The organism is uncultured Croceicoccus sp. (assembly GCF_947496385.1).
Lineage (GTDB): Bacteria > Pseudomonadota > Alphaproteobacteria > Sphingomonadales > Sphingomonadaceae > Croceicoccus.
On the sequence record NZ_CANMCP010000003.1, the window covers coordinates 129,446 to 153,230 of the forward strand.

Consider the following 23,785-nt stretch of genomic DNA (forward strand, 5'->3'; position numbering starts at 1 on the left):
TCGCGCATGCCAACCGATAGCACTTGCAACCAATCGTTACAAACAGGGGTCAAGGGACAATTATGAGCGCAGCACCGCCCTCCACCGCACTGATCGACCGGGTCACCAATATTTCCGACTTCATCTGGGGCGGCAGCTGGGACGGGGTCGAAGTCAGTCCGATCCCGCCGATGGTGATCGTCCTGCTCGGCATCGGCCTGTGGATCATGATCGGCCTGCGCTTCTATCCCATCGTGAAGCTGGGCAGCGCGATCACCGGCCTGTTCCGCGGCCGCAAGACTGCCGGCGCGGGCGAGATCAGCCCGTTCGCCGCATTGTCCACCGCATTGTCGGGGCAGGTCGGCACCGGCAATCTCGCGGGCGTGGCCACGGCCATCGCGCTCGGCGGGCCGGGGGCGGTGTTCTGGATGTGGATCACCGCGCTCGTCGGCATGGCGCTGGGCTTTGCCGAAGGGTCGCTCGCCATCCGCTACCGCGAAAAGACGCCGGACGGCACGTGGCGCGGCGGTCCGATGACCTATATCACGCAGGGGCTTGGCCCCAAATGGACGTGGCTGGCGATCCTGTTCTGTCTCGGCACGCTGTTTTCCGCGCTCGTGACCGGCAATTCGATCCAGTCGAACGAGGTGGCAAGCGGCCTCAACGAATTGTTCGGCATCGAACGCTGGCTCGGCGGGATCATCGTCGCGGTTGCGGTGTTCGTCGTCATCATCGGCGGGATCAAGTCGATCGGCTCCATCGCCGAAAAGGTCGTGCCGTTCATGGCGGCGGCCTATATCGCAATGGCGCTCGTCGCGCTGATCCTCAATTTCACCGACCTTCCCGAAACCTTCGGGCGCATCTTTGCCGGCGCGTTCAACACGCAATCGGCATCGGGCGGCTTTGCCGGCGCGGCGATCATCATCGCCATTCGTGCCGGCGTCGCGCGCGGGCTGTTCTCGAACGAAAGCGGCCAGGGTTCGACCCCCATCGCCCACGCCGTCGCACAGACCGACGATCCGGAGCAGCAGGGCCGCATGGCGATGCTGGGCACGTTCATCGACACCATCGTGATTTGCACGATGACGGCGCTCGTAATCCTCACGGTGGAGGGGAATTTCACCCATACGCTGGCCGACGGCACGGTCGAGCAGGTGCGCCACGTGTGGCAATCCGACCTCGGCACGACGCAGCTTTCGGGCTTCGTCACCACCTCCGGGGCATTCGCCGCGGCGTTTCCCTATGCGGTCGGAGGCATTCCGCTCGGCACGCTGATCGCGTCGGTGGCGCTGATCCTGTTCGTGTTCACGACGCTCCTCACGTGGAGCTATTATGGCGAGCGGGCGATCACCTTCATCTACGACCGCATTCCGGGTGCGAGCGCGGGGGGCGAGAAGATCCTGCACATCATCTGGCGCGTGATCTGGTGCATCGGCATCTATGTCGGCGCGACGCAGCCCTCGCAGCTCGTCTGGCGGTTGGGCGATATTTCCAATGCGGCGATGGCGTTGCCGAACCTCATCGCGCTCGCGGCGCTGTCGGGTGTGGTCTTCGCGCTGGCCCGCGGCAATCGCACGGCGGGCAAGGACCACCACATCGATCCGCGCGACGATTGACTGCGATACGGATGACGGGATACGGGCCGCGGCGGAAATGATCGGGCGCGGCCCGTTTTCGCTGGTCTCGTCGTCCTGCTGCACCGGATCGACGGGCAGGGATACGCCCGTGTGGGATTCGATCCACGCGGTGCGCAGCGCTTCCATCTTGGCACGGATCGCCGGCTTTTCGCTTTCCCCGGCCTGGGCAAGCTGCATCTGCATCTGCGCGAGCACCATCGGGATGCGCAAATCGTCGCGTTCGCGTTGCAGCGGATCGGCCTTGCCCACCGCCGTCACCACGAGCCTCAGCCCGGCCTCGAATGAACAGAGCTGGTTATACTGATCCCGAGCCATCCGCCGACCTCGGCCTGGTTCTGCATCAGGAGAGCAAGCTCGGACTGACAAATGGCGTTTGAACGGTCGATCAGTATATTGGCGAGTTAGTCAGGCCGCCGGGCGGTGCGCCGCCCGTCGTTAAGCCAAATAGCCCTCGCCACCGATGAAAGTCAGACAGTGAGATTGACGGCGCCGGCTGCGCCTCGTTTCCCGGCGTTGGAGAAACACGTCGGAACGCGGCGTATCGACGGTACAGGTGCGGCCATTCGCGGTCCTGTCGTCATGGGCTGGGCCCTACTGATAGGCGCCCGCGACAATCGGCTGCACCCGCACCGCGCCCTCGTCGATGCAAGCCGGCGGGAAAAGCAATGCCGCCCGCCGCCGGCGGACACGGGCGGCTCGGGCAGCATCATCCGATACGCCCCGGAAGACGGCGCAGGACGCAATCGCGGCCCCTGATCAGGGACAATCCGGCGATGAACGGGAAACTGGCAGGAGTGGCAGGATTCGAACCCGCGGCCCTCGGTTTTGGAGACCGATGCTCTACCAACTGAGCTACACTCCTGCAGGTGGTGGCTCCTCTATCGCCTTCCCGCCGGGCTGACAAGCATTCAGTGCCCGAAAATCATGACCATGCCGCCCCGACGGGTGACACGTGCGCGGCCATACGCCATTATCGCAGGCCATGACCCGAACGCTCACCTCCGAACACACCGGGATCATCGACCCGCAATTGCTGCTCCTCGCCTATCGCAGCGGGGTCTTTCCCATGGCGGATGCCCGCGACGATCCCGAAATCATGTGGATCGAACCGCGCGAACGGGCGATCATCCCGCTGAACGGGCTGCACGTGTCGCGCTCGCTCGCGCGGACCTTGCGGCGCGAACGGTTCCGCGTGACCTGCAATGCGGCGTTTGCCGAGGTGGTCGATGCATGCGCCGCGCCGCGACCGGACCCGGACAACGAAGACGGCGAAAGCTGGATCAGCCACCGGATCGCGGCGAGCTACCGCCTGCTCCATCGCCAGGGGCACGCCCATTCCTTCGAATGCTGGCAGGACGGGCGACTGGTCGGCGGGCTTTACGGCGTGGCGTTCGACCGGGTGTTCTGCGGCGAATCGATGTTCAGCCGCGTGTCCGATGCTTCGAAGGTCGCGCTGTGCTGGCTCGTCGCGGCGATGCGGGCCGCGGGCCTCGAATTGCTCGATTGCCAGTTCATGACGAGCCATCTGGAAAGCATGGGGGCGGTGCCGCTCCCCCAATCGCAATATCTGGAACTGGTGCGACAGGCATCGCGCGCCGGCGACGATCACATCCCCTTGCCGGAGGGTTATTCCTCGCTCGTTTCCGGCTCTTCCTCGCCGGGGAAGGACATCGCGCAATCCTTGACCCAGACATCGTAGATCGGATGTTCGACCACGTTCAGTGACGGGCTGTTCTTGAACAGCCAGCCGGAAAAGACGCGGCGGAAACGCGGATTGTCGTCGTCGCTTTCGGGCGTCTTGGTCAGGAATTGTACGAAGGCGCCGGTTTCCGGCTGCGCCTCCCACGGGGCGGTGCGTTCGCATGCGCGCAGGCGGATGACGACATCGTCGACCCGCTCCTGCTCGCCCGGCGACAGCGTGATGTCGCGCGTGATATTGTTGCGCTTGTTGAGCAGGCCGATCGTCGCGACGCGTTCCGCCATCGGCGTCCCGCCCGGCAGGTCGAGATCCGCCGCCATGTCGCCATCATCGGCCGAGATCATCTCGTTCTCGTCGGTCGAGGACTGCGGCGGGGTGGGCGATGGCGCAGGTTCGGCCGTCTCGGTCCCGGCGTCCTCGCCGGGGGCATCCGCGCCGTCGCAAGCCGACAGCGCAAGCCCCGCGCAGCCGAGCCACAGCCATGCGAGCCGGACCGGGCGGCGAATCACTGGTCGGGCGACCATGCTTCGTAATCGCCGGTCGCCTTGGCGCGCACGCCGCCCTGCTCCAGCGCGCCCTTGGGGCGGTATGCGTCCAGCGTTCCGGTCCGGTTGGGGGTGTAATCCACCTCCCAGATGCGCGACGGCGGAAGATGGCTTTCGGGCACGCCGTCGAAGCTGCCGTGCAGCCAGCCGTGCCATTCGGACGGCACCCGGCTCGCGTCATTGGCGCCTTCGTAGATGACCCAGCGGCGTTCGCGTCCGCGGGCATCGGGCTTTTTCGCGCGGAAATAGCGATTGCCCTGCGCATCGGTGCCGACCTGTTCGCCGTGTTTCCAGCTATCGAACAGCGTGCCGATGGTGGCGCCGTCCCACCAGGTGAAGATCTTGGAAAGAATGCTCATCGTGCCTGTCCGATTAGCGGCATGTGACGCGGCGCGCAACACGCCATCGCGCCCCATGAAACAGCGCTATTGCCCCGGTGCGCGCCAGTCGATCGCATCGCCCGGCGAAAGGCCCAGTTCCGCCGCGCGCCCCCCGGCCAGTTCCAGGACGCCCACGACCGCCCCTTGCGACGGGATCGGGTCAAGCGAATAGGGCACCGCATCGGCGGCAATGGATTCGATCGTCCGGTCAGGCGCGATGAAGATAAGGTCGAGCGGAATGACCGTATTCTTCATCCAGAAGCTGCGCTGCTGCGGCGTCGCATTCGGGAACAGCATGCCTTCGTCAGGACCGAGTTCGGTGCGGAACATCAGGCCCTTGCGCTGATTTTCGTCGCTCGCCGCATATTCGACGGTGAAACGATGCGTCCGCCCACCCGATTCAATGGTGAGGGGAACGAGCGGCAGTCCCGATTCGGCATGAACCGCGCTTTGCTGCGTCGCGGCGCTATGCTCGGTCTGCGCATCGCCGGGGGCGGAGCAGGCGCCGAGCGTCAGCGCGAAACCGGCGAAAAGAGCGAAACCTTTGCGCATTCGTCAATCCTCGAAACTGTGCACCGGGCCATCCACGCCATCGTCGAGCGCGCTGGCCCAGTCGCGCGCCGAATCCATGTCGCTCGCATCGACCAGATTGCGCGCGCTGTCCAGCGAATGCCCGGCACGCAGCATGGCGGCGACCTGTTTTTCGCGCACCGCCCGGTCCGCAGGCGGCGCGCCGTCGCGGGCGAAGGGGCCGAAATGTTTCTTCTCCGCCATGCGCAGCGCGGCGGCGCGCGCCTCGCCCGGGGCGATCCCCGCGCGGTCGCCCGCGGCCACGCCTGCGGCGTCGAGCGCGGCATTCACCCGCCGCCCGCCATATCCGCGGCGCAGCAAGCTGCCCGATTTGGCGCGCGCGAATTCCTCGTCATTGACCCAACCGTTGGCGACGAATTTCGCGACCAGCGCGTCGATGTCCGGCGTCTCCTCCCCTTCGGCAAGGCCACGCTCGCGCAATTTGCGGCGACAATAATCGTGCAGCTTGCGCGCCGTCGTCGCGAAACGCGCGACATAGGCCAGCGCCATTTCGTTCAATCGCTGATTGGTGAGCGGGCTTGGTGGCCTCGGTACTCTTGCGCGTTGGCGCTGGCGTGGATAACGGGCGCTTTCGTCTTTCATCGTGCCATAATCGTGCCACACTGCCGCTGGAATGGGAACGTCGGTCGCTGCAATTATTTGCCCGGCAAGCGAATTTCGGGCAAACCGCGTGCAGGACCGGTGGGAGAGGACGACACGGATGCCGGTTTCATACGGCGTTCAGCGGTCGATAGGCTAAGGCCGGATGATGAAGAACATACTGGACGGGAAAAGCTACAGCGTCATGACGCACAACGCCGGGGCCGGGACCCGTGAAACTTCCGAATTGTCGCCCACGCCGAACGACGATGCGCTGCCGCGTCGTCTTGCGGATTTCGCGACCTTCGCCGATGCGATCGACTATGCGGCGCAAGGGGTTCGGGGGCTCAATTTCCACGATGCGCGCGGGCGCCTGCTGCGGCCCTACCCGTTTTCCGAACTGCGGAGCGATGCGCTGGCCATGGCGCACAGGCTTATCGCCGACGGGGTGAAGCCGGGCGACCGGGTCGCGCTGATCGCCGAAACCGGCGCGGAATTCGCCGCCCTGTTCTGCGGCGCGATCTATGCGGGCGCGTGGCCGGTGCCGCTGCCGCTGCCGACGAGCTTTGGCGGCAAGGACAGCTATATCGACCAGCTCGCCGTGCAATTGTCGAGCAGCGACCCGCTCGTCCTCTTCTATCCCGCCGAAATCGCGCAGATGACCGAGGCCGCCTGCGCGCGGCAGGGCGTGCGCGGCATCGCCTGGTCCGATTTTGCGACGCGCGACGTGGTCGAAGGGCCGCTTCCCACGCTCGACCCGGACGATATCTGTTATCTGCAATATTCGAGCGGATCGACCCGTTTCCCGCACGGCGTCGCGGTCACGCACCGGGCGCTGCTCAACAATCTGGCCGGCCATTCGCACGGCATGCAGGTGACCGACGGCGACCGCTGCATCAGCTGGCTGCCGTGGTATCACGACATGGGGCTGGTCGGCTGTTTCCTCTCGCTCATCGCGAACCAGGTGTCCGGCGATTACCTCAAGACCGAGGATTTCGCCCGCCGTCCGCTCGCCTGGCTCGACCTCATCAGCCGGAATGCCGGCACGACGCTCTCCTATTCGCCGACCTTCGGGTACGACATCTGCGCCCGCCGCATTTCGAGCCAGTCTTCGGTCGCCGACCGGTTCGACCTGTCGCGCTGGCGCGTGGCGGGCAATGGCGCGGACATGATCCGGCCCGACGTGATGCAGAATTTCGTCAACGCCTTTGCCGATGCCGGTTTCCGGGCGCAGGCGTTCAACCCCAGCTACGGCCTTGCCGAGGCCACGCTCGCCGTCACCATCATGCCGCCGGGCGAAGGCATCCGGGTGGAGCTGGTCGAGGAGGAACGGCTTTCGGGCAGCCCGCGCGATCTGTCGCGCCCGGCCCGTTACCGCGCCATCGTCAATTGCGGCAAACCCGTGCGCGACATGGATGTCGAAATCCGCGGCGAGGATGGCAAGCCGCAGCGCGACCATGTCATCGGCAAGGTGTGGTGCCGCGGCCCGTCCGTCATGCACAGCTATTTCCGCGACGAGGAGGCGACCGCCGCCTGTCTCGTCGATGGCTGGCTCGACACCGGCGACATGGGGTACATGGCGGACGGCTATCTGTTCATCGTGGGCCGCGCGAAGGACATGATCATCATCAACGGCAAGAACCACTGGCCGCAGGATATCGAATGGGCGGTCGAGCAATTGCCCGGCTTCCACCAGGGCGACATCGCCGCCTTCTCGGTCGAGACGAAGGATGGCGAGGAAGCACCCGCCGTGCTGGTCCATTGCCGCGTGTCGGATCCCGATGAGCGCGTGCGCCTGCGCGATACGATCCGCGACAAGGTGCGCTCCATCACCGGCATGAACTGCGTCGTGGAACTCGTACCGCCGAAAAGCCTTCCGCGTACGAGCAGCGGCAAGCTCAGCCGGGCGAAGGCGAAGAAGCTCTACCTCGAAGGCGAGATCGAACCCTACGCCATCGCGGCCTGAGCGCGGCGGGATCGAGCAGGCGGGCCGGCACAGGCGCCGCGGTAACAGCGCGCCTGTCGCACCGACACTATCACGCAGCCGGCGGCGTCTCCGTCTCCTCCGCGATCACCGTATCGACGGGCGCCCATGTCGCGGTCACATTCGCGCCCCCGCCCGTCCGTTCGACGACGCGCACCGCCGGCGACAGCCGCTCCCGCACGGCGGCGATATTGTCCTCGCCCCCCGATAGCGCGATCGGCGCGTCGATCCGCTGCCCCGCCCAGCCGATGAGCGCGATCGCGTCGCGGCCCGCATCCGTCGGCGCCCCGTCCTCAAACGCCACCTCCGGCAGCGCGCGGGCCGGCGGGATCAACTCGATCCGCCATTCGGGCACGCTTTGCGCGATGCGTCGTTCGAGCTGCCGATAGGCGGACAGCGTCGCCCCGTCGAGCGGGCGCGCACGGACCGTGGCGCGGCGGCGGTCCCGGTCGATCAGCACGTCGTCCCCCGAAACCCCCGCGATGAGCGCCATGCGCTCGGTCAGATCCTGCACCGTGCGGTCGCTCGCGGCCCGCTCCTGTGCATTGGCGGCGGCGATCTGCGCTTCCTCCGCCGCGGTGGCGCTGGTGCCGACACGGAACTGGTCGAGCTGCAGGGTGACCGGCGCCTCCAGCAAGCGGTTGAGCCGGCGGATCGAGCGTTCCTCCGCCCCGTTCTCGATCTCCGGGGTGAGCACGGTGGCGGTGATGCGGATGGGGTCGGACTTGAAATCGATGTCGATCTGCGACACGCGCGCTGCATCGGGAAACGCATCGAGGATCGCCCCATTGACGAGCCGCTGCGAATTGGCCTCCCACGCGATCTGGCGCAGCGACAGGGCGAGCGGGATGACGAGCGCGATGAACGCCGCCACGACGATGAAATCCTGCAGCCGGGTCTTGTTTTCCGACAGGTTCGCGCGAAACCCGTAAAGCCGCGCCATGATCATCGCGGTCAGCGCAATGGTGACAAGGTTCGTCACGTAGAGCAGCAACGCGCCCGAAAACACGGTCCAGTTCCACGTCGCCAGCCCGAACCCCACCACGGCCAGCGGCGGCATCAACGCCGTCGCGATCGCGACGCCGACGATCGTGCCAGCCCGCCCGCGGATCATCGCATAGGCGCCGGCCATGGCAGAAAACAGCGCCACGAGCAGGTCGAACAGGTTGGGCCGCGTGCGGCTGGCGATTTCGGGGGTCACCGTCTGCAACGGCGAAAGCACCACGATCAGCCCGCAAAACGCAATCGACAGCACCGACCCGATGATGAGCGCGCGCAAAGCCTTGCGCAGCCAGTTATAATCCCCTGTCGACAGCGCGAAACCCAGCCCGATGATCGGCCCCATGAGCGGCGAAAGCAGCATCGCGCCGATGACCACCGCCGGCGACGACAGCAACAGGCCGAGCACCGCAATGCCCGCCGACATGGCCAGCATGAACAAATAGCGCGCGGACATGATCGCCTCTTCGCGCCGTTCCTCGATCACCGCGCCCTGATCGACCGAGGCGACCACGGAATGGCGCCACCACAGCCGCCACGACAGCAACACGCCCTTGAAACTTTCGCGCGATTTTTCGATCGCGTCGGATTGATCGACCACTCGAATCTCCGTTGCCGCGCACGGAACATGGCGCGCAAATTCACGGGCATTTATCGCGGGCGGACGGCCCGTGTCCATTGCCGCGCGCACCCGACCGGCACAAAAACGCGGTTGCGACGTTCCGATACACAGATGGATGACAAGGCATTTTACGGGCTCGATCCCTATCACGTCACGCTCGCGACGGCCGGGGCGGCAATTATCCTCGCCTATTGGCTGCCGCGCTATTTCTCCAATCGGGAACCGGCCGCATCGGCGCTGCTGATCGGGCTGGGCATGGCGGGATTTGCGCTCATCCCCGGATTGCCCGATGTCGTCGATCCGCGCACATCGCCGCGCTTCTGGGAATTGACGAGTGAGATGGCGGTCATCATCGCGCTGTTCGGTGCGGGGATAAAGATCGACTGCGTCACCAATCTGGAGCGGTGGAAACCGACGATCCGCCTGCTTGCCATTGCCATGCCGCTCACCATCGCGGCGATCGCGCTGCTGGGCTGGGCGGCGGCGGGGCTGACCGTGGCGGGCGCGGTGTTGCTCGGCGCGGTGCTGGCGCCGACGGACCCGGTGCTGGCCGGCGATATTCAGGTCGGCCCGCCCACCGAAGGCGGCGAACATCCGGTGCGCTTTGCGCTGACGGCCGAGGCCGGGCTGAATGACGGGCTGGCGTTTCCGTTCGTGTATCTCGGGCTGCTGCTCGGTGCGACGGGCATTCCGTCTGCTGGCGAATGGCTGCAATGGCTGGCGCTCGACGTGGTCTATCGCATTGCGGTGGGCGCCATTGGCGGGGTTGCGGTCGGCTGGCTGCTGTCGCGGTTCCTCTTCGCGATGCCGCGGAACAATCCGCTGGCGAAGACGGGTTCGGCGGTGCTTGCGCTTGCGGGCGTGCTCTTTTCCTACGGCATTACCGAGCTGGTGGAAGGTTACGGCTTCATCGCGTGTTTTGCCGCCGGTGCCACCCTGCGCCGGGTGGAGCAGGACCACGAGTTTCATGGCCGGCTGCATGCGTTCAACGAATCGATCGAGCATGGCCTGACCGCCATTCTGCTCGTGCTGGTCGGCGGGCTTTTCCCGGTACTCGTGGGGGAGCTGAGCTGGACCACCGCGCTCATCGCGGCTGCGCTCATCTTCGTCATTCGTCCGGCGGCGGGCGTGCTGGCGCTGCTCGGCACCGAGATGAAGGGACGCGACCGGCTCGTGGTCGCGGCCTATGGCGTGCGCGGGATCGGTTCGATCTACTATCTGGGCTATGCCGCCGCGCATATCGAGTTCGACAACGAGGGCGAGCTTTGGGCGATCGTGTCGCTGGCCATCCTGCTTTCGGCGGTGGTGCACGGCCTGACCGCGGGCGCGGCGGTGGAACGCGCCGAGACCGAGGAGGATACAGGGCACGGCGCGCTGCCGTTCTGATCCCGGCCCGGCATGCTGCAATGCGATAAATTTGCCCCGGCGGCTTCACATCGCGGGCACGGCCCTTATTGCAGAGGGTAATGACCCAGACGAATCAGAACGCCGCCTTCCCCTCCGCCGAAGCGGATCTCGAACTGTGGCCGATCGGCAATTGCCAGGCTTCGGCACTGGTCGATCGTTTCGGCACGTTTGCCTGGGCCTGCCTGCCCCGGATCGACGGCGATCCGATCTTCTCCTCGCTCGTCGATACGCAGGATGATCCCGCGGCGGCGAAGGGGTTCTGGAAGATCGCGCTCGAAGGCGGGCGGGTGGTGCGGCAATCCTATATCCGCAACACGCCGATCCTGAAGACCGAGTTTGCCGACGATGACGGCAATGCGATGGAAGTGCTCGATTTCTGTCCCCGCTTTCGGGACAAGGGCCGCATGTACCGCCCGGTCGCCTTCGTGCGGATCGTGCGCCCCACGGCGGGCAGCCCGCGCATGCGCATGGCGCTCCGCCCCGCGAGCGAATGGGGCGCGAAACAGCCGGAGCGCAGTTTCGGGTCGAGCCACATCACCTATCGCCACCCGGCCATGGCGATGCGGATGACCACCGACGCGCCGGTCGGGCTGGTGCAGCAGGAAACGCCGTTCCGCCTTGAAAAGCAGATGCATTTCTTCTTCGGCCCGGACGAAAGCTTCTCCACCTCGCTGTCGAGCGGGATCGGCGACATGCTGGCCCGCACGGCGGACGAGTGGCGCCACTGGGTCCGCGGGCTTGCCATCCCCTTCGAATGGCAGGACGCGGTCATTCGCGCGGCCATCGGCCTCAAGCTGTGTCAGCACGAGGATACGGGCGCCATCGTCGCGGCGATGACGACATCCATCCCCGAACATGCGGACAGCGGTCGCAACTGGGACTATCGCTATTGCTGGATCCGCGATGCCTATTACACGGTGCAGGCATTGAACCGCATCGGCGCGCTCGACGTGCTGGAAAGCTATCTCGGCTATCTGCGCAATATCGTGGACAGCGCGCAGGGCGGGCATATTCAGCCGCTCTACGACGTGCGCGGCAATGCCGAGCTGCTGGAATGGGAGGCGGAGCATCTCGCCGGCTATCGCGGGATGGGTCCGGTGCGGGTCGGCAACGATGCCTGGCGCCAGATTCAGCATGACGCCTACGGGCAGATCGTGCTGTCATCGGCGCAGGCCTTTGCCGACAATCGCCTGCTGCGCATTTCCGGGGCGGAGGATTTCGCTTCGCTCGAACGGGTGGGGGAACGCGCGCTGAAGGTTTGGAACACGCCCGATGCGGGATTGTGGGAATTGCGCAATTCCAAGCATATCCACACCTATTCCGCGGCGATGTGCTGGGCCGCGGCGGACAGGCTCGCCCACGCGGCGCAGCAGCTCGGCCTGGATGAGCGTGAACAATACTGGATGGGTCACGCCGCGACCATGCGCGACGAGATTATGGCCCGCAGCTGGAACCCGGAGACCGGCGCCATCGCCGCCACCTTCGACGGGGACGAACGCGACGCCAGCCTGCTGCAACTGCTCGACCTCCGGTTCATCTCCAAGGATGACGAGAAGTTTCATTCCACGCTCGCCGTGCTGGAAAAGGCGCTGCGCCGGGGCGACAACATGCTGCGCTACGACACGCAGGACGATTTCGGCCTCCCGCATACCGCGTTCAACGTGTGCACCTTCTGGCTGATCGAGGCGCTGCATCTCACCGGGCGCAAGGACGAGGCGCGCACCTTGTTCGAGACCATGCTGGCGCGCCGCACCGGGGCCGGCATGCTGAGCGAGGATATCGAGCCGAACACGCTCGAGCTATGGGGCAATTATCCGCAGACCTATTCGCTGGTCGGGATCATCAATTGCGCCGTCATGCTCACGAAAAGCTGGAACGAATATCGCTGATCCGCTCCAGCTTTCATAAGGCGCGTCAGATCGCGTCGTTGCCGGCCTGGCCGACGGACTGAATATCGCGGCCCGCGCCCTTGATGGTGTTGCACGCCGTCAGGCCAAAGGCGAGTGCGCCCAGGGCGGCGATCATTACGGTCTTGCGAATCATGATGGGTCATATCCGATCAATTGATGAGACGACGGGCATAGCCCTCAGCGACATGAACCCAAAGCGAACGATGCGGCGCGCATTGCCGACGCCGCGTTTCGCTTGAATCATGTGTCTTACACCGCTAATACAGTAAGCCGAAACCGGGCGCGGCGCGCCCAAGCCGACAGGATGACCATGGCCGACACCAAGACCGCCACCGCCGACGAGCTGACGCTGGAGGCGCCCGCGCCCGTTCCCGAGGTGAAGCCGGAAAAGGCGGCCGGGCTGGTCCCTGTATCGGAGGAGAAGAAATCGAAGCTCGATGAAAAGGTCGACGATTTCGTGTCCGGCCTCATCGCCGAGGACGCCAATTCGCCCGAATTCGGCAAGAAGGTCGACCAGCTCACCAATATGGGCCGCAAGGAAATCGCCGCGGCGGCGGGGCAATCGAACCGCTTCCTCGACCGGCCGGTCCGCGCCATGGACAAGGATACGGGCGTCGGCAACGACCTTGCCGAATTGCGCCGCACGGTGGAAGATCTGGATCCCGGCCGGCAGGGCAAGCTGTCCGGTCCGCGCAAGATCCTGGGCATCATCCCCTTCGGCAACAAGCTGAAGAACTATTTCGACAGCTATACCTCGTCCCAAGGGCATATTCAGGCGATCCTGGGCCGGCTCGCATCGGGCAAGGACGAATTGCTGATGGACAATGCCGCCATCGATGTGGAGCGGCAGAAGCTGTGGGCCGCGATGGGCGATCTGGAGCAGATGATCCATATTTCGAGGACGCTCGACGCCCGGCTGGAGGAGGCGGCGAACGATCTCGACATTTCCGATCCCGCCAAGGCGAAGGCGATCCGCGAAACGGCGCTGTTCTACACGCGGCAGCGTACGCAGGATCTGCTGACGCAGATGGCGGTGTCGGTGCAGGGCTATCTCGCGCTCGACCTTGTCAAAAAGAACAATGTCGAGCTGGTGAAGGGCGTCGACCGGGCCAGCACGACCACCGTCGCCGCGCTGCGCACCGCCGTCACCGTCGCGCAGGCCATGACGAATCAGCGTCTCGTCCTCGGCCAGATCACCGCATTGAACGAAACGACCGCGGGCCTCATCGACAGCACGGGCACGCTCCTGCGCGAACAGACGGGCAAGATCCACGAGCAGGCCGCATCGAGCACGATCCCGCTCGAAACGCTGCAGCGCGCGTTTCAGAATATCTACGACACGATGGACAATATCGACACGTTCAAGCTGAAGGCATTGGACAGCATGAAGCAGACCGTCGACACGCTGTCCGACGAGGTCGAAAAATCGCGCGGCTATATCGCGCGGGCCGAAGGCGCCTCGCAGGCGCAGGTCGAGAGCGCCGCCTCCCCGCTGAGCATCGAGGGCTGATGGCCGACAGCACGCACGAGGCCGACCGGATCATGTCCGGCGCGCGGCAAAGCCTCGCCGACAACCGCGCGGGCGGGCGCCGACGTTCGATCGGCGAGGGTTCGGCCCGGCTGAAGGCGAAACACGCGAAATTGCGGCTGACGCGGATATTCGTCGCGGTGTTCGCCATCGTCATCGCGGCGATGGGGATCGGGCTGTTCGTCGGCGCGCTGGGGTTCGAGGGGCTGTTCCTCACCGTTCTGGCTATCATCGTGGTCATGGCCGTCTTGTGGAAGTTCCCGAAGATGGACATGCCGCGCCGCGAAACATTGTCGCGCGGCGATCTGCGGCAGACGGTCGCGCGGACCGAGCTGTGGCTCGAGAGCAAGCGGGCCGCCCTGCCCGCCCCGGCGGTGCCCATCCTCGACACCATCGGGGCGCAGCTCGACGGGCTCGGCGTGCAGATGGAGGGCCTCGATGAAAACACGCCCGCCATGCGCGAGGTGCGCAAGCTCGTCACCGAACATCTGCCCGAAATGGTGTCGAGCTATACCGCGATTCCCCCGCATCTCAGACAGGATGCGCGCGACGGCGGCACCACCCCCGCACAGCAGGTCACCGACGGCCTTGCGCGGATAAGCGCCGAGATCGACAGCGTGACCCGGCAACTCGCCGAGGGGGCGATCGACGATCTCGCCATTCGCACGAAATTTCTCGACTACCGCTATGGTCAGGATGTCGCCGCCCTGCCCGATGCATCGGCGACGGCTTTGGGCGCGGACAATGGTGTGCCCTTGACGGATGCGGGCGCACGCGGCACCGCGCTTCCGTCGGCGACCGACCCGACCGACCGAACAAGGAATTGAACTGATGCGCGTTGCCGTCCCCCATTCGCTTTCCCGTGCCGAAGTGCGCAGCCGTCTCGACGCGAAGAAGGACGACATGGCGGGTTTCGTGCCGGGCGGCATGGCCGACATTGAAACCTACTGGCAGGGGGAGGACCGCATGATGATGGTCATCCGCGCCATGGGGCAGGAGCTCAACGGCCATGTCGATGTCGAGGATACGCAGGTCACGTTCGAGATCGACCTGCCGCTGGCGCTGTCCTTCGTCGAGCCGATGGTGAAGGGCGCACTGGAGGAAAAGGGCCGCAAGCTGCTGAGCTAGAGGCGGCGCTCCCACTCCAGCAATTCCCGCGGAATGCGCAGCGACGCCGACGCGAGCCGCGTTTCGGTGAGAAACAGCCCCAGCGCCCACATCAAGAGCGACAGCGCGATGAAGAAAAACAGCGCGTCGAGCCAGTCGTAGCGCGCGTGCCACACCGCCGTCATGAAGATCGACACCACGGTAAGCCCGATGGATAAAGCGCTGAGCACGAGGAGCAGCATCGCCCGGTTGATGAGGTTGATCCGCCGGTCGAGAATGCGGATTTCGCGCACGACCTGATCGTGCTCCGACCCTTCGGTCGCGGCGTGGAGTGCCTGCACCGTGCGGGCCCGGTCGACCACGCGCCCCAACCGCCCGGCCAGCATGTTGAGCATGTTGCCGATCGCGACCAGCACGAACACCGGCGCAAGGGCGAGCTGAATGGTCTGTGCGATCATCGCTGCGCCATCGCGGGGTCGCTGAATCCATTGCGCGCACGTTTCAGCATGGCCGCGTCACCAGGCAAAGCCCATCGTCCGCGAACCGCACCGCATCGATTCCATGCGCCAGCGCACAGCCCCCCGGCGCCACCTCTTCGCCATCGACGGTCACCGACCCTTCGCGCGGGATGACGAGCAGCGGCCCCGTATATTGCGCGCGCAGTTCCGCGTCCGGCTGTCCGTCGAGGCGGTCGAGCACGAAAAACGGCCCTTCGACCAGCCGCTGCGTCCCGCGCGCTGGCACGTGAAAGCGCAGATGCGGATCGTGCGGCGTGCCGGTGGCAACGGCGATCCCCTCGTCGAGGTGCAATTCGCGCGGGCGCCCGTAATCATAGAGGCGGTAGGTGATGTCGCTGTTCTGCTGCACCTCGATCAGGCTGACGCCCGCACCGATGGCATGCACGGTATTGGCAGGGATGTAGAAGAAATCGCCCGCCCGCACCGCGTGCCAGACCAGCATATCCTCGATACTGCCGTCCTCGGCCGCCGCGCGCATCGTCTCCGCATCGACATCCTCGGAAAAGCCGATGCCGAGCGCCGCGCCCGGCTCGGCGTCGATCACGTACCAGCATTCCTCCTTGCCCTGGCGGCCCTGCCCCTTCGCCTCGGTCTGGGCGTCGCTGGGGTGGTTCTGAATCGACAGTTTCTCGCTGGTGAAGATATATTTGACGAGCAGCTGATCGAGCGTTTCGGGCGGTTCGAACCAGATTTCGCCGATCCGCGTGCCCTCCGGCGCCACGAACGGCGCCGGCAGCCGGTCCCGGCCCCAGGGCTTTTCGACCGTGCGGGTGGACAGCACCGTCACTGGTTGACTGCCCCGGACAGCTTGCCGACCTTTTGCGCACCGGCGGCCGTCGTGATCATCACGTCATTGCCGTCGACGACCACGATCACATCCTCCAGCCCGATGACCGACACGCGCGGCCCGTCGCTGTCTACCATGACGCGGCGGCAATCGACCAGCTCGACGTCGCCCTGCGCCATGTTTCCGTCACCGTCGCCGCCGCGCGCCTCGTGCAGGGCTTGCCAGTTGCCGATGTCGGACCAGCGCATGTCGGCGGGCACCATCGCGGCGGAGCGCGTGTTTTCCATCACCGCGTAATCGACCGATTCCCCCTCGATCACCGAAAACGCGCCCGCATCGGGGTAGAAGCGCGCATCCTCCTCGCGCCCCTTGGCAACCGATTTGCGCACCGCGTCGGCAAGTTCGGGCCGGTGGCTGGCGAGCTCGTCCATGAACGTGCCGGCACGGAAGGCGAAAATGCCGCCGTTCCACGCATAGCCGCCATCGGCCAGGAACGCCTCCGCCGTGTCGCGATCGGGCTTTTCCACGAAACGCTCGATGCGATAGCCGGCCTCGTCGATCGGCGCGCCCTGCTTGATATAGCCGAAGCCGGTTTCGGGCGCGGTGGCGGCGATGCCGAACGCCACGAGCCAGCCTTCGCGCGCGAGCTCGCCGGCCTTCGTCGCGGCTTGCGCGAAGGCCGCGGGATCGCCGATGTGATGATCGCTCGGACAGACGAGCATGATCGCGTCCTCATCGAGGCGACACGCGGCGAGCGCGATGGCCGCAGCGGTGTTCTTCGCCGCCGGCTCCACGATGAGCGTGCCCCGCCCGTCCAGCTGCTCCTCCACCAGCGCGACATGCGCCGCGCCCGCAACCACGACCGGCGCACCGAAACAGGTTTCGTCGCCGCAACGGTCGAGCGTTTCACGAAACAGCGGCGTCCCGCCGATCAGTGGCAGGAACGGCTTGGGCCGAACCGCGCGCGAACGGGGCCACAGCCTCGTCCCGCTCCCGCCGCACAAGATTACAGGAGTTATCGACGGCATCACAAAACCCTTCACCTTACCCCATCATCACGAAAGCCGCCCCCACAGCCCTCCATCATTCCATTATCTGCAACAGGCCATCGACCGTGCTCGTCGCGAAACCGACCGCGCTGTCCGAAATGCCATAGGGGATCAGGATTTGCTCCCCCATTTTCATCACGCCGCAGGTATAGACCACATTCGGCACGTAACCCGACCGGTCGTCATCTTCCGCCGTCAATACCGGGGCCTTGCTTCGCGCGAGAACCTTCGACGGATCGTCCCGGTCGAGCAAGGCACAGCCCAGCGAATATTTGCGCATCGCGCCGACCCCGTGGGTAAACAGCAACCAGCCATGTTCGGTCAGCACCGGGCTGCCGCAATTGCCGATCTGGATGAACTCCCACGGATATTTCGGCCCCATGAGCAGCACGCCTTCGTCGTCCCACCGGTCGATCCTGTCGGAGCGGAGCAGGAACAGGTTCTTGCCGTCCTGCCGCCCGACCATCGCATAGCGTCCGTCGATCTTCTGCGGGAAGAGCGCCATGCCCTTGTTACGCCCCGCGGCCCCCTCGATCGGTTCGAGCGTGAAGCTGCGGAAATCGCGGGTGCGCAGCAATTCGGAACGGATCGCATGCCCGCTATAGGCGGTATAGGTGCCGATCCATTCGTAATCCCCGCCGCCATGGTCGAAACGCACCAGGCGCAGATCCTCAAGCCCGCCCGATTGCTGTTCGGTGATGGGGAAGATGACGGTGTGCGAAAGATTGCTGTCCGGGTTGCGGAACACGGTGACCGCGCCATCGCCGGCGACCTCGGCCTCGCCGCTGTCGACCGCGGTGGCAAAGGCGCCCTGCGGCCAGAGCGTGAATTCCCCGTCGCGGTCCATGATCCCTTCGCGAAAGGCGATGGAGCTGATGTGCCCCTCCCCCACCGCGCGGAGCGACAGGACGAAACGACAGCTGTCCTCGTCCAGCCCGGACTGATCGGGATGGGGCACGATCGACGGGTTCATCAACGCCGCCGCCGCATAGGTATATTCGTGGCAGAAATAGCTGCCGATGAGCTTGCGCCGCATGTCGCCGAAACGCGCGGCGTCGAGGCCGAGCACGTCCTCCACCTCGCGATAACGCTCCTCGAACACCGCCTCCGTCTGCCAGTGGCGTTCGCTAAAATCGGTCAGCACGCGCTTGTATTCGGTCGCGACCGCCGCATCGGACAGGTTCGCGATATCTTCCACCAGCCGCATGGCGCGATTGCCATCGGCGGTGCGGGCCTGCCAGCCCAGGTGAAACGGCCTTAGAACAACGCGCGACGGATCGGCATGAAGCCGCTTATCGGATATGTTTAGTGGACTTTCCGGATAGTCGCTGGTTCTCAAAAAGATCTCCCGTCGAATTGCCCGGCTGCGAACGCGCAAGAGCCGTCATCGCATAGTAGGACAACTGGAATGCCAGTATCGACTCCGCTCCGCAATTGCGATTCGCGCCGCGCGGCGTGATTCCATCGCGGCAATGCCCGGTTCTGATGTCAGCCAGATGAACTCCGCGATCATTGCCGCCGAAAAACCAGCAATAGGCGATGCGCGCATGCTCGAACCAGCGCGCCTCGCCCGTGACGGCAAAGGCCGCCGCCGCCGCCTCGATCGCGGCAAGCGCCTCGAGCGGTTGTTGATCGAAGGGCAGGATTTCGTGGGCAAGGTTGAAACTGTCCGAACCGACGGGGCGGAAATTCCCGGTCGCGGAGCGTTGCTGCTCGTTGATCCAGGCGAGGCTGGACAGCCCGGCCTCCAGCCATTCGTCGCGCCCGCAAATGCGTCCCGCCTCGATCAAGGCCTGCGACAGGCGCGGATTGTCGTAGCCCACCACCGCCTCGAACCAGGCCCAGTCCGGCCGCCGCGCCGCCGCGATCAAGCGGCACAGAAACGCCCCGCCGTTTTCAAGCACGGCGCGCGCCTGTTCATGGTCCGGCTCCTGCGCAAGCCGCCCGGCCGCGCCCAGCATGGTGAACGCCACCGTGCGCGGCGAATCGAGTTCGGCGACGGCAGGCAAGGCCTCGTCGAAAAGGGTTTTCGCCCACCAGCGCAAATCCTCGTCCCGGCCCCGCGCGCAGGTCTGACCCAGCGCCCAGAGCGAGCGGCCATTGCTGTCGTCCGATCCCTCCTCCTCGCACCACCGGCGGTCGAAACCCATGAAATTGCGGAAACGGCGGCGATCGGGGTTCCACGCCTGCTGAATGAAGGAGGCAAAGCCCGACGCCATGCGCGCCGCTTCGTCGTCGCCCATCGCCTCGGCCACGTTGACGAGCATCAGCGCGCGGGCATTGTCGTCCACGCAATATCCGTGGCGCCGGTCGGGCACCCTTCCGATCGCGTGCTGATACATGCCGGTGTCGTCGCACATCGCGGTAAAGCCCGACATGCCCGGCATCGCGAGCAGCGGCACGGGCGTCCCCGCCTGGCGCGCGACCACCCGGTTGAGCAGGCCGGCCGTCGCATCGGCAAAGCGCGGCCAGATCGTCTTGCGCCCGCGGGCATAGGCGCGCCGTTGCATCGCCTCCAGCCGTTCGGGCTCGTCGAGCAGGCCGTTGACGGCGTTCGCGATACCCTCGCTGTCGCCCGGCGCCACGAACTCGCCCACGCCCTCGCTCAGTAATTCGCGCGCGTGAAGATAGGGCGTCGACACCACCGCCTTGCCCAGCGCGACGGCATAGCTGAGCGTGCCGGAGGTCGATTGCTGCATATTGGGATAGGCGGTGATGTAGATGTCGCAGCTTTCCAGCTGATCAAGCAGTTCGTCGGTATCGACGAAGCGATTGTCCCACACCACGTGATCCGTTACGCCCAGCCTCTCGGCCAGCGCCTTCAGCCCGTCGCGATAGCTCTCGCCCTCCTGCGCGACGAGATTGGGATGCGTCGCGCCGACGATGCGATAGATCGTTTCGGGATGGCGCGCGACGATGGACGGCAACGCCTCGATCACGTTCTCCAGCCCCTTGCCCGGTCCGAGCAGGCCGAAGCTGGTCAGCACCCTGCGGCCTTCGAGGCCCATGCGCGCCTTGAACTCGGCCTGCCGGCCAAACGGGCGGTCGGGTGCGCCATGTTCGATCACCGCGACACGATCGGCCCCCACGCCATAGCGTCCGGCGAGGAGATTGGCCGAATGGCGCGACATCACCATCACCCGGCTCGCCCGGTTCAGCAGGTGATCGAGAATTTCACGCTGCCGTTCCGACGGGTCGGCCAGCACCGTATGCAGGGTGAGCACCAGCGGCGCGGCCAGCCGGTCCACGAGGTCGAGGACCATCTCGCCCGACGTGCCGCCGAAAATGCCATATTCGTGCTGCAGCCAGACGGCATCGACGCCGCTTTCGTTGATACGCCGCGCCGCCCGGGCGTAGGACGCGGCATCGTGCGCCGCGATCGTGCCGGCGACGTCGTCATAGGAAAGACCCTGCGCCGGATCGTCCATGGCATAGATGTCGAGTGCGATTTCCGGATGGAACCGGGCGAGCTGTTCAACGATGTCGCCGGTAAAGGTCGCGATCCCGCATTGGCGCGGGGTGTAGGTTCCGATGAGTGCGACCCGCCTGTGCACCGGATCGCCACCCTCGTTCGCGGGATCGGCGCTCTTGCGCTCCTTCTGGAACAGGGAAACCACGTCGGATACAACGGGATTTTCGGTCATCGGCGCGAACCTTTAAATAAAGCGTTAACCTCGTTAATCCAGTGCCTTGCGAGTGGTTCCCGCGATTGCGAACATCGGTCCGAATACGGGCCAGTTTGCCCTCTCGCACCGTTCGAGACGAGTCGAAAAAGCGTCCACCACCAACATCCTACGCCCTTTTTTCGCAAAGCGCGAAGATTTTGTGCGGTTGCGAGATAACCCGCCGTCGCCACGCGCCGCCGCGCTTACTGCCACCACCATTGTTTCCAGCCCGTGCGCTCCGCCACCGGGTCGCCATTCGCCCCGATCGCGGGACGATAGCGGAACCGTTCCACCACGAGCCTGCAGGTGATGCGATCGACCTCGGCATTGCCGCTGCTGCTGCGCACGGAGCAATCGCGGGCGCGGCCGTCGGTGCCGACGGTGAAATACACGATCACGAAGGCGCCATTGCGGTCGGGCGCGCTGTTGCGGGGGAAATCGCGCGCGGTGATTTCGCCGGCGATCTTTTCCGCCCCGCGGATCGCGGCGCCGCCCCCGCCGGGTCCCGTGCCGGAACCGCCGCTCCCGGTGCCGATGCCGTCGCCGCCTCCGCCGCTGCCCGTGCCCGTCTCTCCTGCGCCGGAGCGGTTCTCATTGCCCTTTGCCGCCGCAGGGGGCGCGGGCGGCGCCGGCCTTTCCACGCGCGGCTTTGGCGCGGCGTCTTCGCGGGGCGTCGCCTCCGCCGCCTCGGGCGCGGCGGCACCGTCGGGTTCCGGCGCGGCCATGGTCGGTTCCGGTTCGGGTTCGGGCGCCGGTTCGGGCGTGTCGAGTGGCACGGCAAAGGACGCCACCGAACGCAGCGTGTCGGGTACGACGTCGATGTCGAACGCACGCAGAAGCGCGAAAATCGCCGCGATATGGAGCAGCGCAACGACGACGACGGTCGCGACGCGGCGCCTGTCGGGCCGGCGGCGGCGGAGAGATGAAGAGGGCATCGGGATTAGAGGCCTCGAAAGCGCGGTTCGTTCCCGCGGCCCCTCCCGCCGTGCCCGGCGAAACGTTGGGTGCATGCCGGCCCCGCGACGAGCCACACGAAAAAAATGCGCTTTTCCGGGAACCAAACGCCAATCGAGGCCGAGTATGGTCCGTCAAAACGTTAACACGCGCTTGCGCTTGGCTAAGTAGTTGCATAGGCTACGAATCCGGGCTGGGAGGATAAGGGCGCACGGGTCGCGCGATTATCGTTATTCCGGCCTTCCATGTTTGGAGGGTTCATGAGCAAATATTACACGTCCGAAATCACGCCGCTCAATCACGAGGATCACGACATCGATCCCGTCGATTTCAGCCTCGATCCCTATGTCGGGGCCGGCTGGCGCGGCAAGACGGTCGCCGATCTCGATCAGGTGATCGACCAGATCGACAGCGGCCGGGCACAGAAAGTGACTGCCAACAACACGATCACCTACACCTTCCTCAAGGAAGGGCAGGACCTGATCGGCATCTACAACAACAAGAAATACGGCTTCACCGCCGGCGAAGGCCTCGCCGCCTTCTCGCCCGAGCAGCGCGACGAGGCACGCGAATCGATTGAGCTCTGGGACGATCTGATCGCGCCCAGCTTCGTGGAATCGAACGGCCGCGGCGCCGATATTCAGTTCGCCAATTCCACCGATCCGGCACAGGCCTACGCCTATTACCCGAGCGAGCAGGGCGGATATAAGTATCTGGGCGACGTGTTCGTGGCCGATCCCGAAGTGAACTGGACCAATGCCTGGCTCGATTTCGGCGGTTATGGCGCGACGACGCTGATCCACGAACTGGGCCATGCCATCGGGCTGAGCCACCCCGGCGCGTATAATGGCGCGGGCGCGACCACCTATGCCGCGCAGGCCGAATATGCCCAGGATTCGGAGCAGTACACGCTCATGTCCTACTGGGGCCTCGAGGCGACCTCGATCAACCAGTACAACGTCGACTGGAGCACGCTCTACTACAACAATCCGCAGACGCCGCTCGTCCACGACATCCTGACCATTCAGGACAAGTATGGCGCGGACATGACCACGCGGGCCGACGACACGGTCTATGGCTGGAATTCGACGGCGGGCAATGCGGTCTATGATTTCTCGCAGAACCTGTTCCCCTATCTGTCGATCTACGATGCCGGCGGCAACGATACGATCGACATGTCGGGCGCGGGCGCGGGCGTCTTCATCGACCTCACCCCCGGTTCGTTCAGCGCCGGTGCGGCCGACATTCCCGATGCGGATGTCATCAATGCCCGCCGCGACGTGATCGAGGACATCAATGGCAGCACGCTGCGCGACATCACCGATGCCAATGTCGCGGCGTACAAGGCGATCTACAAGCCGTATTACGAAAGCCTGATCGAATCCGACACCGGCGTCGACGGCGTGTTCGCAACAGCCTATGACAATCTCTCGATCGCCTATGGCACCATCATCGAGAACGCCATCGGGTCGAGCGAGCGTGACTTCCTGCGCGGCAACGATGTCGACAACGTGCTGACCGGTCTTGGCGGCGACGACGTGCTCGAAGGCGGCCTGGGTGCCGATACCTTCGTGGTCGGCGACGGCAACGACACGATCCTCGATTTCAGCCTCGAGGAAGACATGCTCGACCTCTCGGCTCTCGGCCTCGATGCGGGCGCGCTGACCTTCAGCGAAGGGCTCGTGGAAATCGACATCGACGGCGACAGCGTCACCGATGCGACCGTGACCTTTGCCAACAATGTCGAACTGACCGCGGAGCAGGTGATCTTCGCCTGATCCACGGATCGAATGAAACGGCGAAAGGGCCGGCGGAGCGATCCGCCGGCCCTTTTTCCTGATGCCG

Annotated in this window: 22 protein-coding genes and 1 tRNA gene; 10 read left to right on the plus strand and 13 right to left on the minus strand. The window is 65.3% G+C overall.

Annotated elements, in window-relative coordinates; genetic code table 11:
• Positions 1 to 62: 62 nt before the first annotated feature.
• Together Q0897_RS06455 and Q0897_RS06460 are read left to right on the plus strand one after the other, a co-directional pair.
• Positions 63 to 1,595 (plus strand): alanine/glycine:cation symporter family protein, encoded by a 1,533-nt coding sequence (locus tag Q0897_RS06455; protein WP_299308356.1) that lies wholly within the window; start codon positions 63 to 65, stop codon positions 1,593 to 1,595.
• A gap of 111 nt (positions 1,596 to 1,706) precedes the next feature.
• On the plus strand, positions 1,707 to 1,901 hold the full coding sequence (locus Q0897_RS06460; RefSeq protein WP_299308357.1) for a hypothetical protein: 195 nt from the start codon (positions 1,707 to 1,709) through the stop codon (positions 1,899 to 1,901).
• Between the two features lie 501 nt (positions 1,902 to 2,402).
• Here the strand turns inward: Q0897_RS06460 and Q0897_RS06465 are convergent.
• Positions 2,403 to 2,478: transfer RNA gene (locus tag Q0897_RS06465), tRNA-Trp, on the minus strand.
• Between the two features lie 120 nt (positions 2,479 to 2,598).
• On the opposite strand from Q0897_RS06465, the gene aat reads away from it, so the two are divergent.
• Positions 2,599 to 3,315, plus strand: coding sequence for a leucyl/phenylalanyl-tRNA--protein transferase (aat, locus tag Q0897_RS06470; RefSeq protein ID WP_299308358.1), 717 nt, complete (start codon positions 2,599 to 2,601; stop codon positions 3,313 to 3,315).
• Here aat and Q0897_RS06475 read toward each other — a convergent pair.
• The 4 genes from Q0897_RS06475 to Q0897_RS06490 form a co-directional block, all read right to left on the minus strand.
• Positions 3,243 to 3,839 (minus strand): DUF2155 domain-containing protein, encoded by a 597-nt coding sequence (locus tag Q0897_RS06475; protein ID WP_299308360.1) that lies wholly within the window; start codon positions 3,837 to 3,839, stop codon positions 3,243 to 3,245. The two genes, aat and Q0897_RS06475, sit on opposite strands and share 73 nt — an antisense overlap.
• Positions 3,821 to 4,219, minus strand: a complete 399-nt coding sequence (locus Q0897_RS06480; RefSeq protein ID WP_202083127.1) for an NADH:ubiquinone oxidoreductase subunit NDUFA12 — start codon at positions 4,217 to 4,219, stop codon at positions 3,821 to 3,823. Before Q0897_RS06480 ends, Q0897_RS06475 begins: the two co-directional genes overlap by 19 nt.
• 66 nt (positions 4,220 to 4,285) lie before the next feature.
• Entirely contained in the window at positions 4,286 to 4,792 is a 507-nt protein-coding gene (locus Q0897_RS06485) for a DUF192 domain-containing protein (protein WP_299308361.1), read from the minus strand.
• A 3-nt stretch (positions 4,793 to 4,795) separates the two neighbouring features.
• On the minus strand, positions 4,796 to 5,320 hold the full coding sequence (locus tag Q0897_RS06490; protein ID WP_299308362.1) for a RecX family transcriptional regulator: 525 nt from the start codon (positions 5,318 to 5,320) through the stop codon (positions 4,796 to 4,798).
• 295 nt (positions 5,321 to 5,615) lie between these two features.
• Here Q0897_RS06490 and Q0897_RS06495 point away from each other — a divergent pair, with 295 nt between their 5' ends.
• Complete coding sequence (locus Q0897_RS06495; protein ID WP_299308638.1) at positions 5,616 to 7,376, plus strand: fatty acyl-AMP ligase; 1,761 nt, start codon at positions 5,616 to 5,618, stop codon at positions 7,374 to 7,376.
• Between the two features lie 70 nt (positions 7,377 to 7,446).
• Here the strand turns inward: Q0897_RS06495 and Q0897_RS06500 are convergent, their stop codons facing one another.
• Positions 7,447 to 8,994 (minus strand): TIGR00341 family protein, encoded by a 1,548-nt coding sequence (locus Q0897_RS06500; protein ID WP_299308364.1) that lies wholly within the window; start codon positions 8,992 to 8,994, stop codon positions 7,447 to 7,449.
• Between the two features lie 132 nt (positions 8,995 to 9,126).
• Between Q0897_RS06500 and Q0897_RS06505 the strand changes: the two genes are divergently transcribed.
• Positions 9,127 to 10,401, plus strand: coding sequence for a cation:proton antiporter (locus Q0897_RS06505; RefSeq protein ID WP_299308366.1), 1,275 nt, complete (start codon positions 9,127 to 9,129; stop codon positions 10,399 to 10,401).
• A gap of 80 nt (positions 10,402 to 10,481) precedes the next feature.
• A complete protein-coding gene (locus Q0897_RS06510; protein WP_299308368.1) occupies positions 10,482 to 12,311 on the plus strand; it encodes a glycoside hydrolase family 15 protein in 1,830 nt (609 codons plus the stop codon).
• A gap of 25 nt (positions 12,312 to 12,336) precedes the next feature.
• Here the strand turns inward: Q0897_RS06510 and Q0897_RS06515 are convergent, their stop codons facing one another.
• Complete coding sequence (locus tag Q0897_RS06515) at positions 12,337 to 12,465, minus strand: entericidin A/B family lipoprotein (protein ID WP_239804900.1); 129 nt, start codon at positions 12,463 to 12,465, stop codon at positions 12,337 to 12,339.
• Between the two features lie 177 nt (positions 12,466 to 12,642).
• On the opposite strand from Q0897_RS06515, the gene Q0897_RS06520 reads away from it, so the two are divergent.
• Genes Q0897_RS06520 through Q0897_RS06530 form a run of 3 tightly spaced genes read left to right on the plus strand, consistent with a single transcriptional unit; the run spans position 12,643 to position 14,988 of the window.
• Positions 12,643 to 13,842, plus strand: a complete 1,200-nt coding sequence (locus Q0897_RS06520; RefSeq protein ID WP_299308371.1) for a toxic anion resistance protein — start codon at positions 12,643 to 12,645, stop codon at positions 13,840 to 13,842.
• Positions 13,842 to 14,687 (plus strand): hypothetical protein, encoded by an 846-nt coding sequence (locus tag Q0897_RS06525; RefSeq protein WP_299308373.1) that lies wholly within the window; start codon positions 13,842 to 13,844, stop codon positions 14,685 to 14,687. Before Q0897_RS06520 ends, Q0897_RS06525 begins: the two co-directional genes overlap by 1 nt.
• 4 nt (positions 14,688 to 14,691) lie before the next feature.
• Complete coding sequence (locus tag Q0897_RS06530) at positions 14,692 to 14,988, plus strand: polyhydroxyalkanoic acid system family protein (protein ID WP_239804903.1); 297 nt, start codon at positions 14,692 to 14,694, stop codon at positions 14,986 to 14,988.
• On the opposite strand, the gene Q0897_RS06535 is transcribed toward Q0897_RS06530, so the two are convergent.
• The 6 genes from Q0897_RS06535 to Q0897_RS06560 all read right to left on the minus strand — a co-directional run bounded on the left by Q0897_RS06535 (position 14,985) and on the right by Q0897_RS06560 (position 21,921).
• On the minus strand, positions 14,985 to 15,425 hold the full coding sequence (locus Q0897_RS06535; protein ID WP_202083109.1) for a DUF2721 domain-containing protein: 441 nt from the start codon (positions 15,423 to 15,425) through the stop codon (positions 14,985 to 14,987). The two genes, Q0897_RS06530 and Q0897_RS06535, sit on opposite strands and share 4 nt — an antisense overlap.
• Positions 15,426 to 15,468: 43 nt before the next feature.
• Entirely contained in the window at positions 15,469 to 16,272 is an 804-nt protein-coding gene (locus tag Q0897_RS06540) for a class I mannose-6-phosphate isomerase (protein WP_299308376.1), read from the minus strand.
• Positions 16,269 to 17,300 carry a sugar phosphate nucleotidyltransferase gene (locus Q0897_RS06545; protein ID WP_299308378.1) on the minus strand — a complete coding sequence of 344 codons (1,032 nt, stop codon included), beginning with the start codon at positions 17,298 to 17,300 and terminating at the stop codon, positions 16,269 to 16,271. The genes Q0897_RS06540 and Q0897_RS06545 overlap by 4 nt, the downstream gene beginning before the upstream one ends.
• 55 nt (positions 17,301 to 17,355) lie before the next feature.
• Positions 17,356 to 18,660 (minus strand): glycoside hydrolase family 130 protein, encoded by a 1,305-nt coding sequence (locus tag Q0897_RS06550; RefSeq protein ID WP_299308379.1) that lies wholly within the window; start codon positions 18,658 to 18,660, stop codon positions 17,356 to 17,358.
• Positions 18,614 to 20,965 carry a glycosyltransferase family 4 protein gene (locus Q0897_RS06555; RefSeq protein WP_299308381.1) on the minus strand — a complete coding sequence of 784 codons (2,352 nt, stop codon included), beginning with the start codon at positions 20,963 to 20,965 and terminating at the stop codon, positions 18,614 to 18,616. The genes Q0897_RS06550 and Q0897_RS06555 overlap by 47 nt, the downstream gene beginning before the upstream one ends.
• Before the next feature lie 224 nt (positions 20,966 to 21,189).
• Positions 21,190 to 21,921: an energy transducer TonB gene (locus tag Q0897_RS06560; RefSeq protein ID WP_299308382.1), complete on the minus strand. Its 732-nt coding sequence runs from the start codon at positions 21,919 to 21,921 to the stop codon at positions 21,190 to 21,192.
• Positions 21,922 to 22,200: 279 nt separating this feature from the next.
• On the opposite strand from Q0897_RS06560, the gene Q0897_RS06565 reads away from it, so the two are divergent.
• Entirely contained in the window at positions 22,201 to 23,718 is a 1,518-nt protein-coding gene (locus tag Q0897_RS06565; protein WP_299308383.1) for a M10 family metallopeptidase C-terminal domain-containing protein, read from the plus strand.
• Positions 23,719 to 23,785 lie beyond the last annotated feature (67 nt).

Excerpts from the sequence above, each read along its gene's own strand:
- Q0897_RS06565 (WP_299308383.1), top strand. The coding sequence starts at position 22,201 with ATGAGCAAATATTACACGTCCGAAATCACGCCGCTCAATCACGAGGAT.
- Q0897_RS06480 (WP_202083127.1), bottom strand. The coding sequence starts at position 4,219 with ATGAGCATTCTTTCCAAGATCTTCACCTGGTGGGACGGCGCCACCATC.
- Q0897_RS06485 (WP_299308361.1), bottom strand. The coding sequence starts at position 4,792 with ATGCGCAAAGGTTTCGCTCTTTTCGCCGGTTTCGCGCTGACGCTCGGC.
- Q0897_RS06475 (WP_299308360.1), bottom strand. The coding sequence starts at position 3,839 with ATGGTCGCCCGACCAGTGATTCGCCGCCCGGTCCGGCTCGCATGGCTG.
- Q0897_RS06515 (WP_239804900.1), bottom strand. The coding sequence starts at position 12,465 with ATGATTCGCAAGACCGTAATGATCGCCGCCCTGGGCGCACTCGCCTTT.
- Q0897_RS06545 (WP_299308378.1), bottom strand. The coding sequence starts at position 17,300 with ATGCCGTCGATAACTCCTGTAATCTTGTGCGGCGGGAGCGGGACGAGG.
- Q0897_RS06505 (WP_299308366.1), top strand. The coding sequence starts at position 9,127 with ATGGATGACAAGGCATTTTACGGGCTCGATCCCTATCACGTCACGCTC.
- Q0897_RS06535 (WP_202083109.1), bottom strand. The coding sequence starts at position 15,425 with ATGATCGCACAGACCATTCAGCTCGCCCTTGCGCCGGTGTTCGTGCTG.
- Q0897_RS06560 (WP_299308382.1), bottom strand. The coding sequence starts at position 21,921 with ATGCCCTCTTCATCTCTCCGCCGCCGCCGGCCCGACAGGCGCCGCGTC.
- Q0897_RS06525 (WP_299308373.1), top strand. The coding sequence starts at position 13,842 with ATGGCCGACAGCACGCACGAGGCCGACCGGATCATGTCCGGCGCGCGG.
- Q0897_RS06490 (WP_299308362.1), bottom strand. The coding sequence starts at position 5,320 with ATGGCGCTGGCCTATGTCGCGCGTTTCGCGACGACGGCGCGCAAGCTG.
- Q0897_RS06555 (WP_299308381.1), bottom strand. The coding sequence starts at position 20,965 with ATGACCGAAAATCCCGTTGTATCCGACGTGGTTTCCCTGTTCCAGAAG.
- Q0897_RS06520 (WP_299308371.1), top strand. The coding sequence starts at position 12,643 with ATGGCCGACACCAAGACCGCCACCGCCGACGAGCTGACGCTGGAGGCG.
- Q0897_RS06455 (WP_299308356.1), top strand. The coding sequence starts at position 63 with ATGAGCGCAGCACCGCCCTCCACCGCACTGATCGACCGGGTCACCAAT.
- aat (WP_299308358.1), top strand. The coding sequence starts at position 2,599 with ATGACCCGAACGCTCACCTCCGAACACACCGGGATCATCGACCCGCAA.
- Q0897_RS06495 (WP_299308638.1), top strand. The coding sequence starts at position 5,616 with ATGACGCACAACGCCGGGGCCGGGACCCGTGAAACTTCCGAATTGTCG.
- Q0897_RS06530 (WP_239804903.1), top strand. The coding sequence starts at position 14,692 with ATGCGCGTTGCCGTCCCCCATTCGCTTTCCCGTGCCGAAGTGCGCAGC.
- Q0897_RS06510 (WP_299308368.1), top strand. The coding sequence starts at position 10,482 with ATGACCCAGACGAATCAGAACGCCGCCTTCCCCTCCGCCGAAGCGGAT.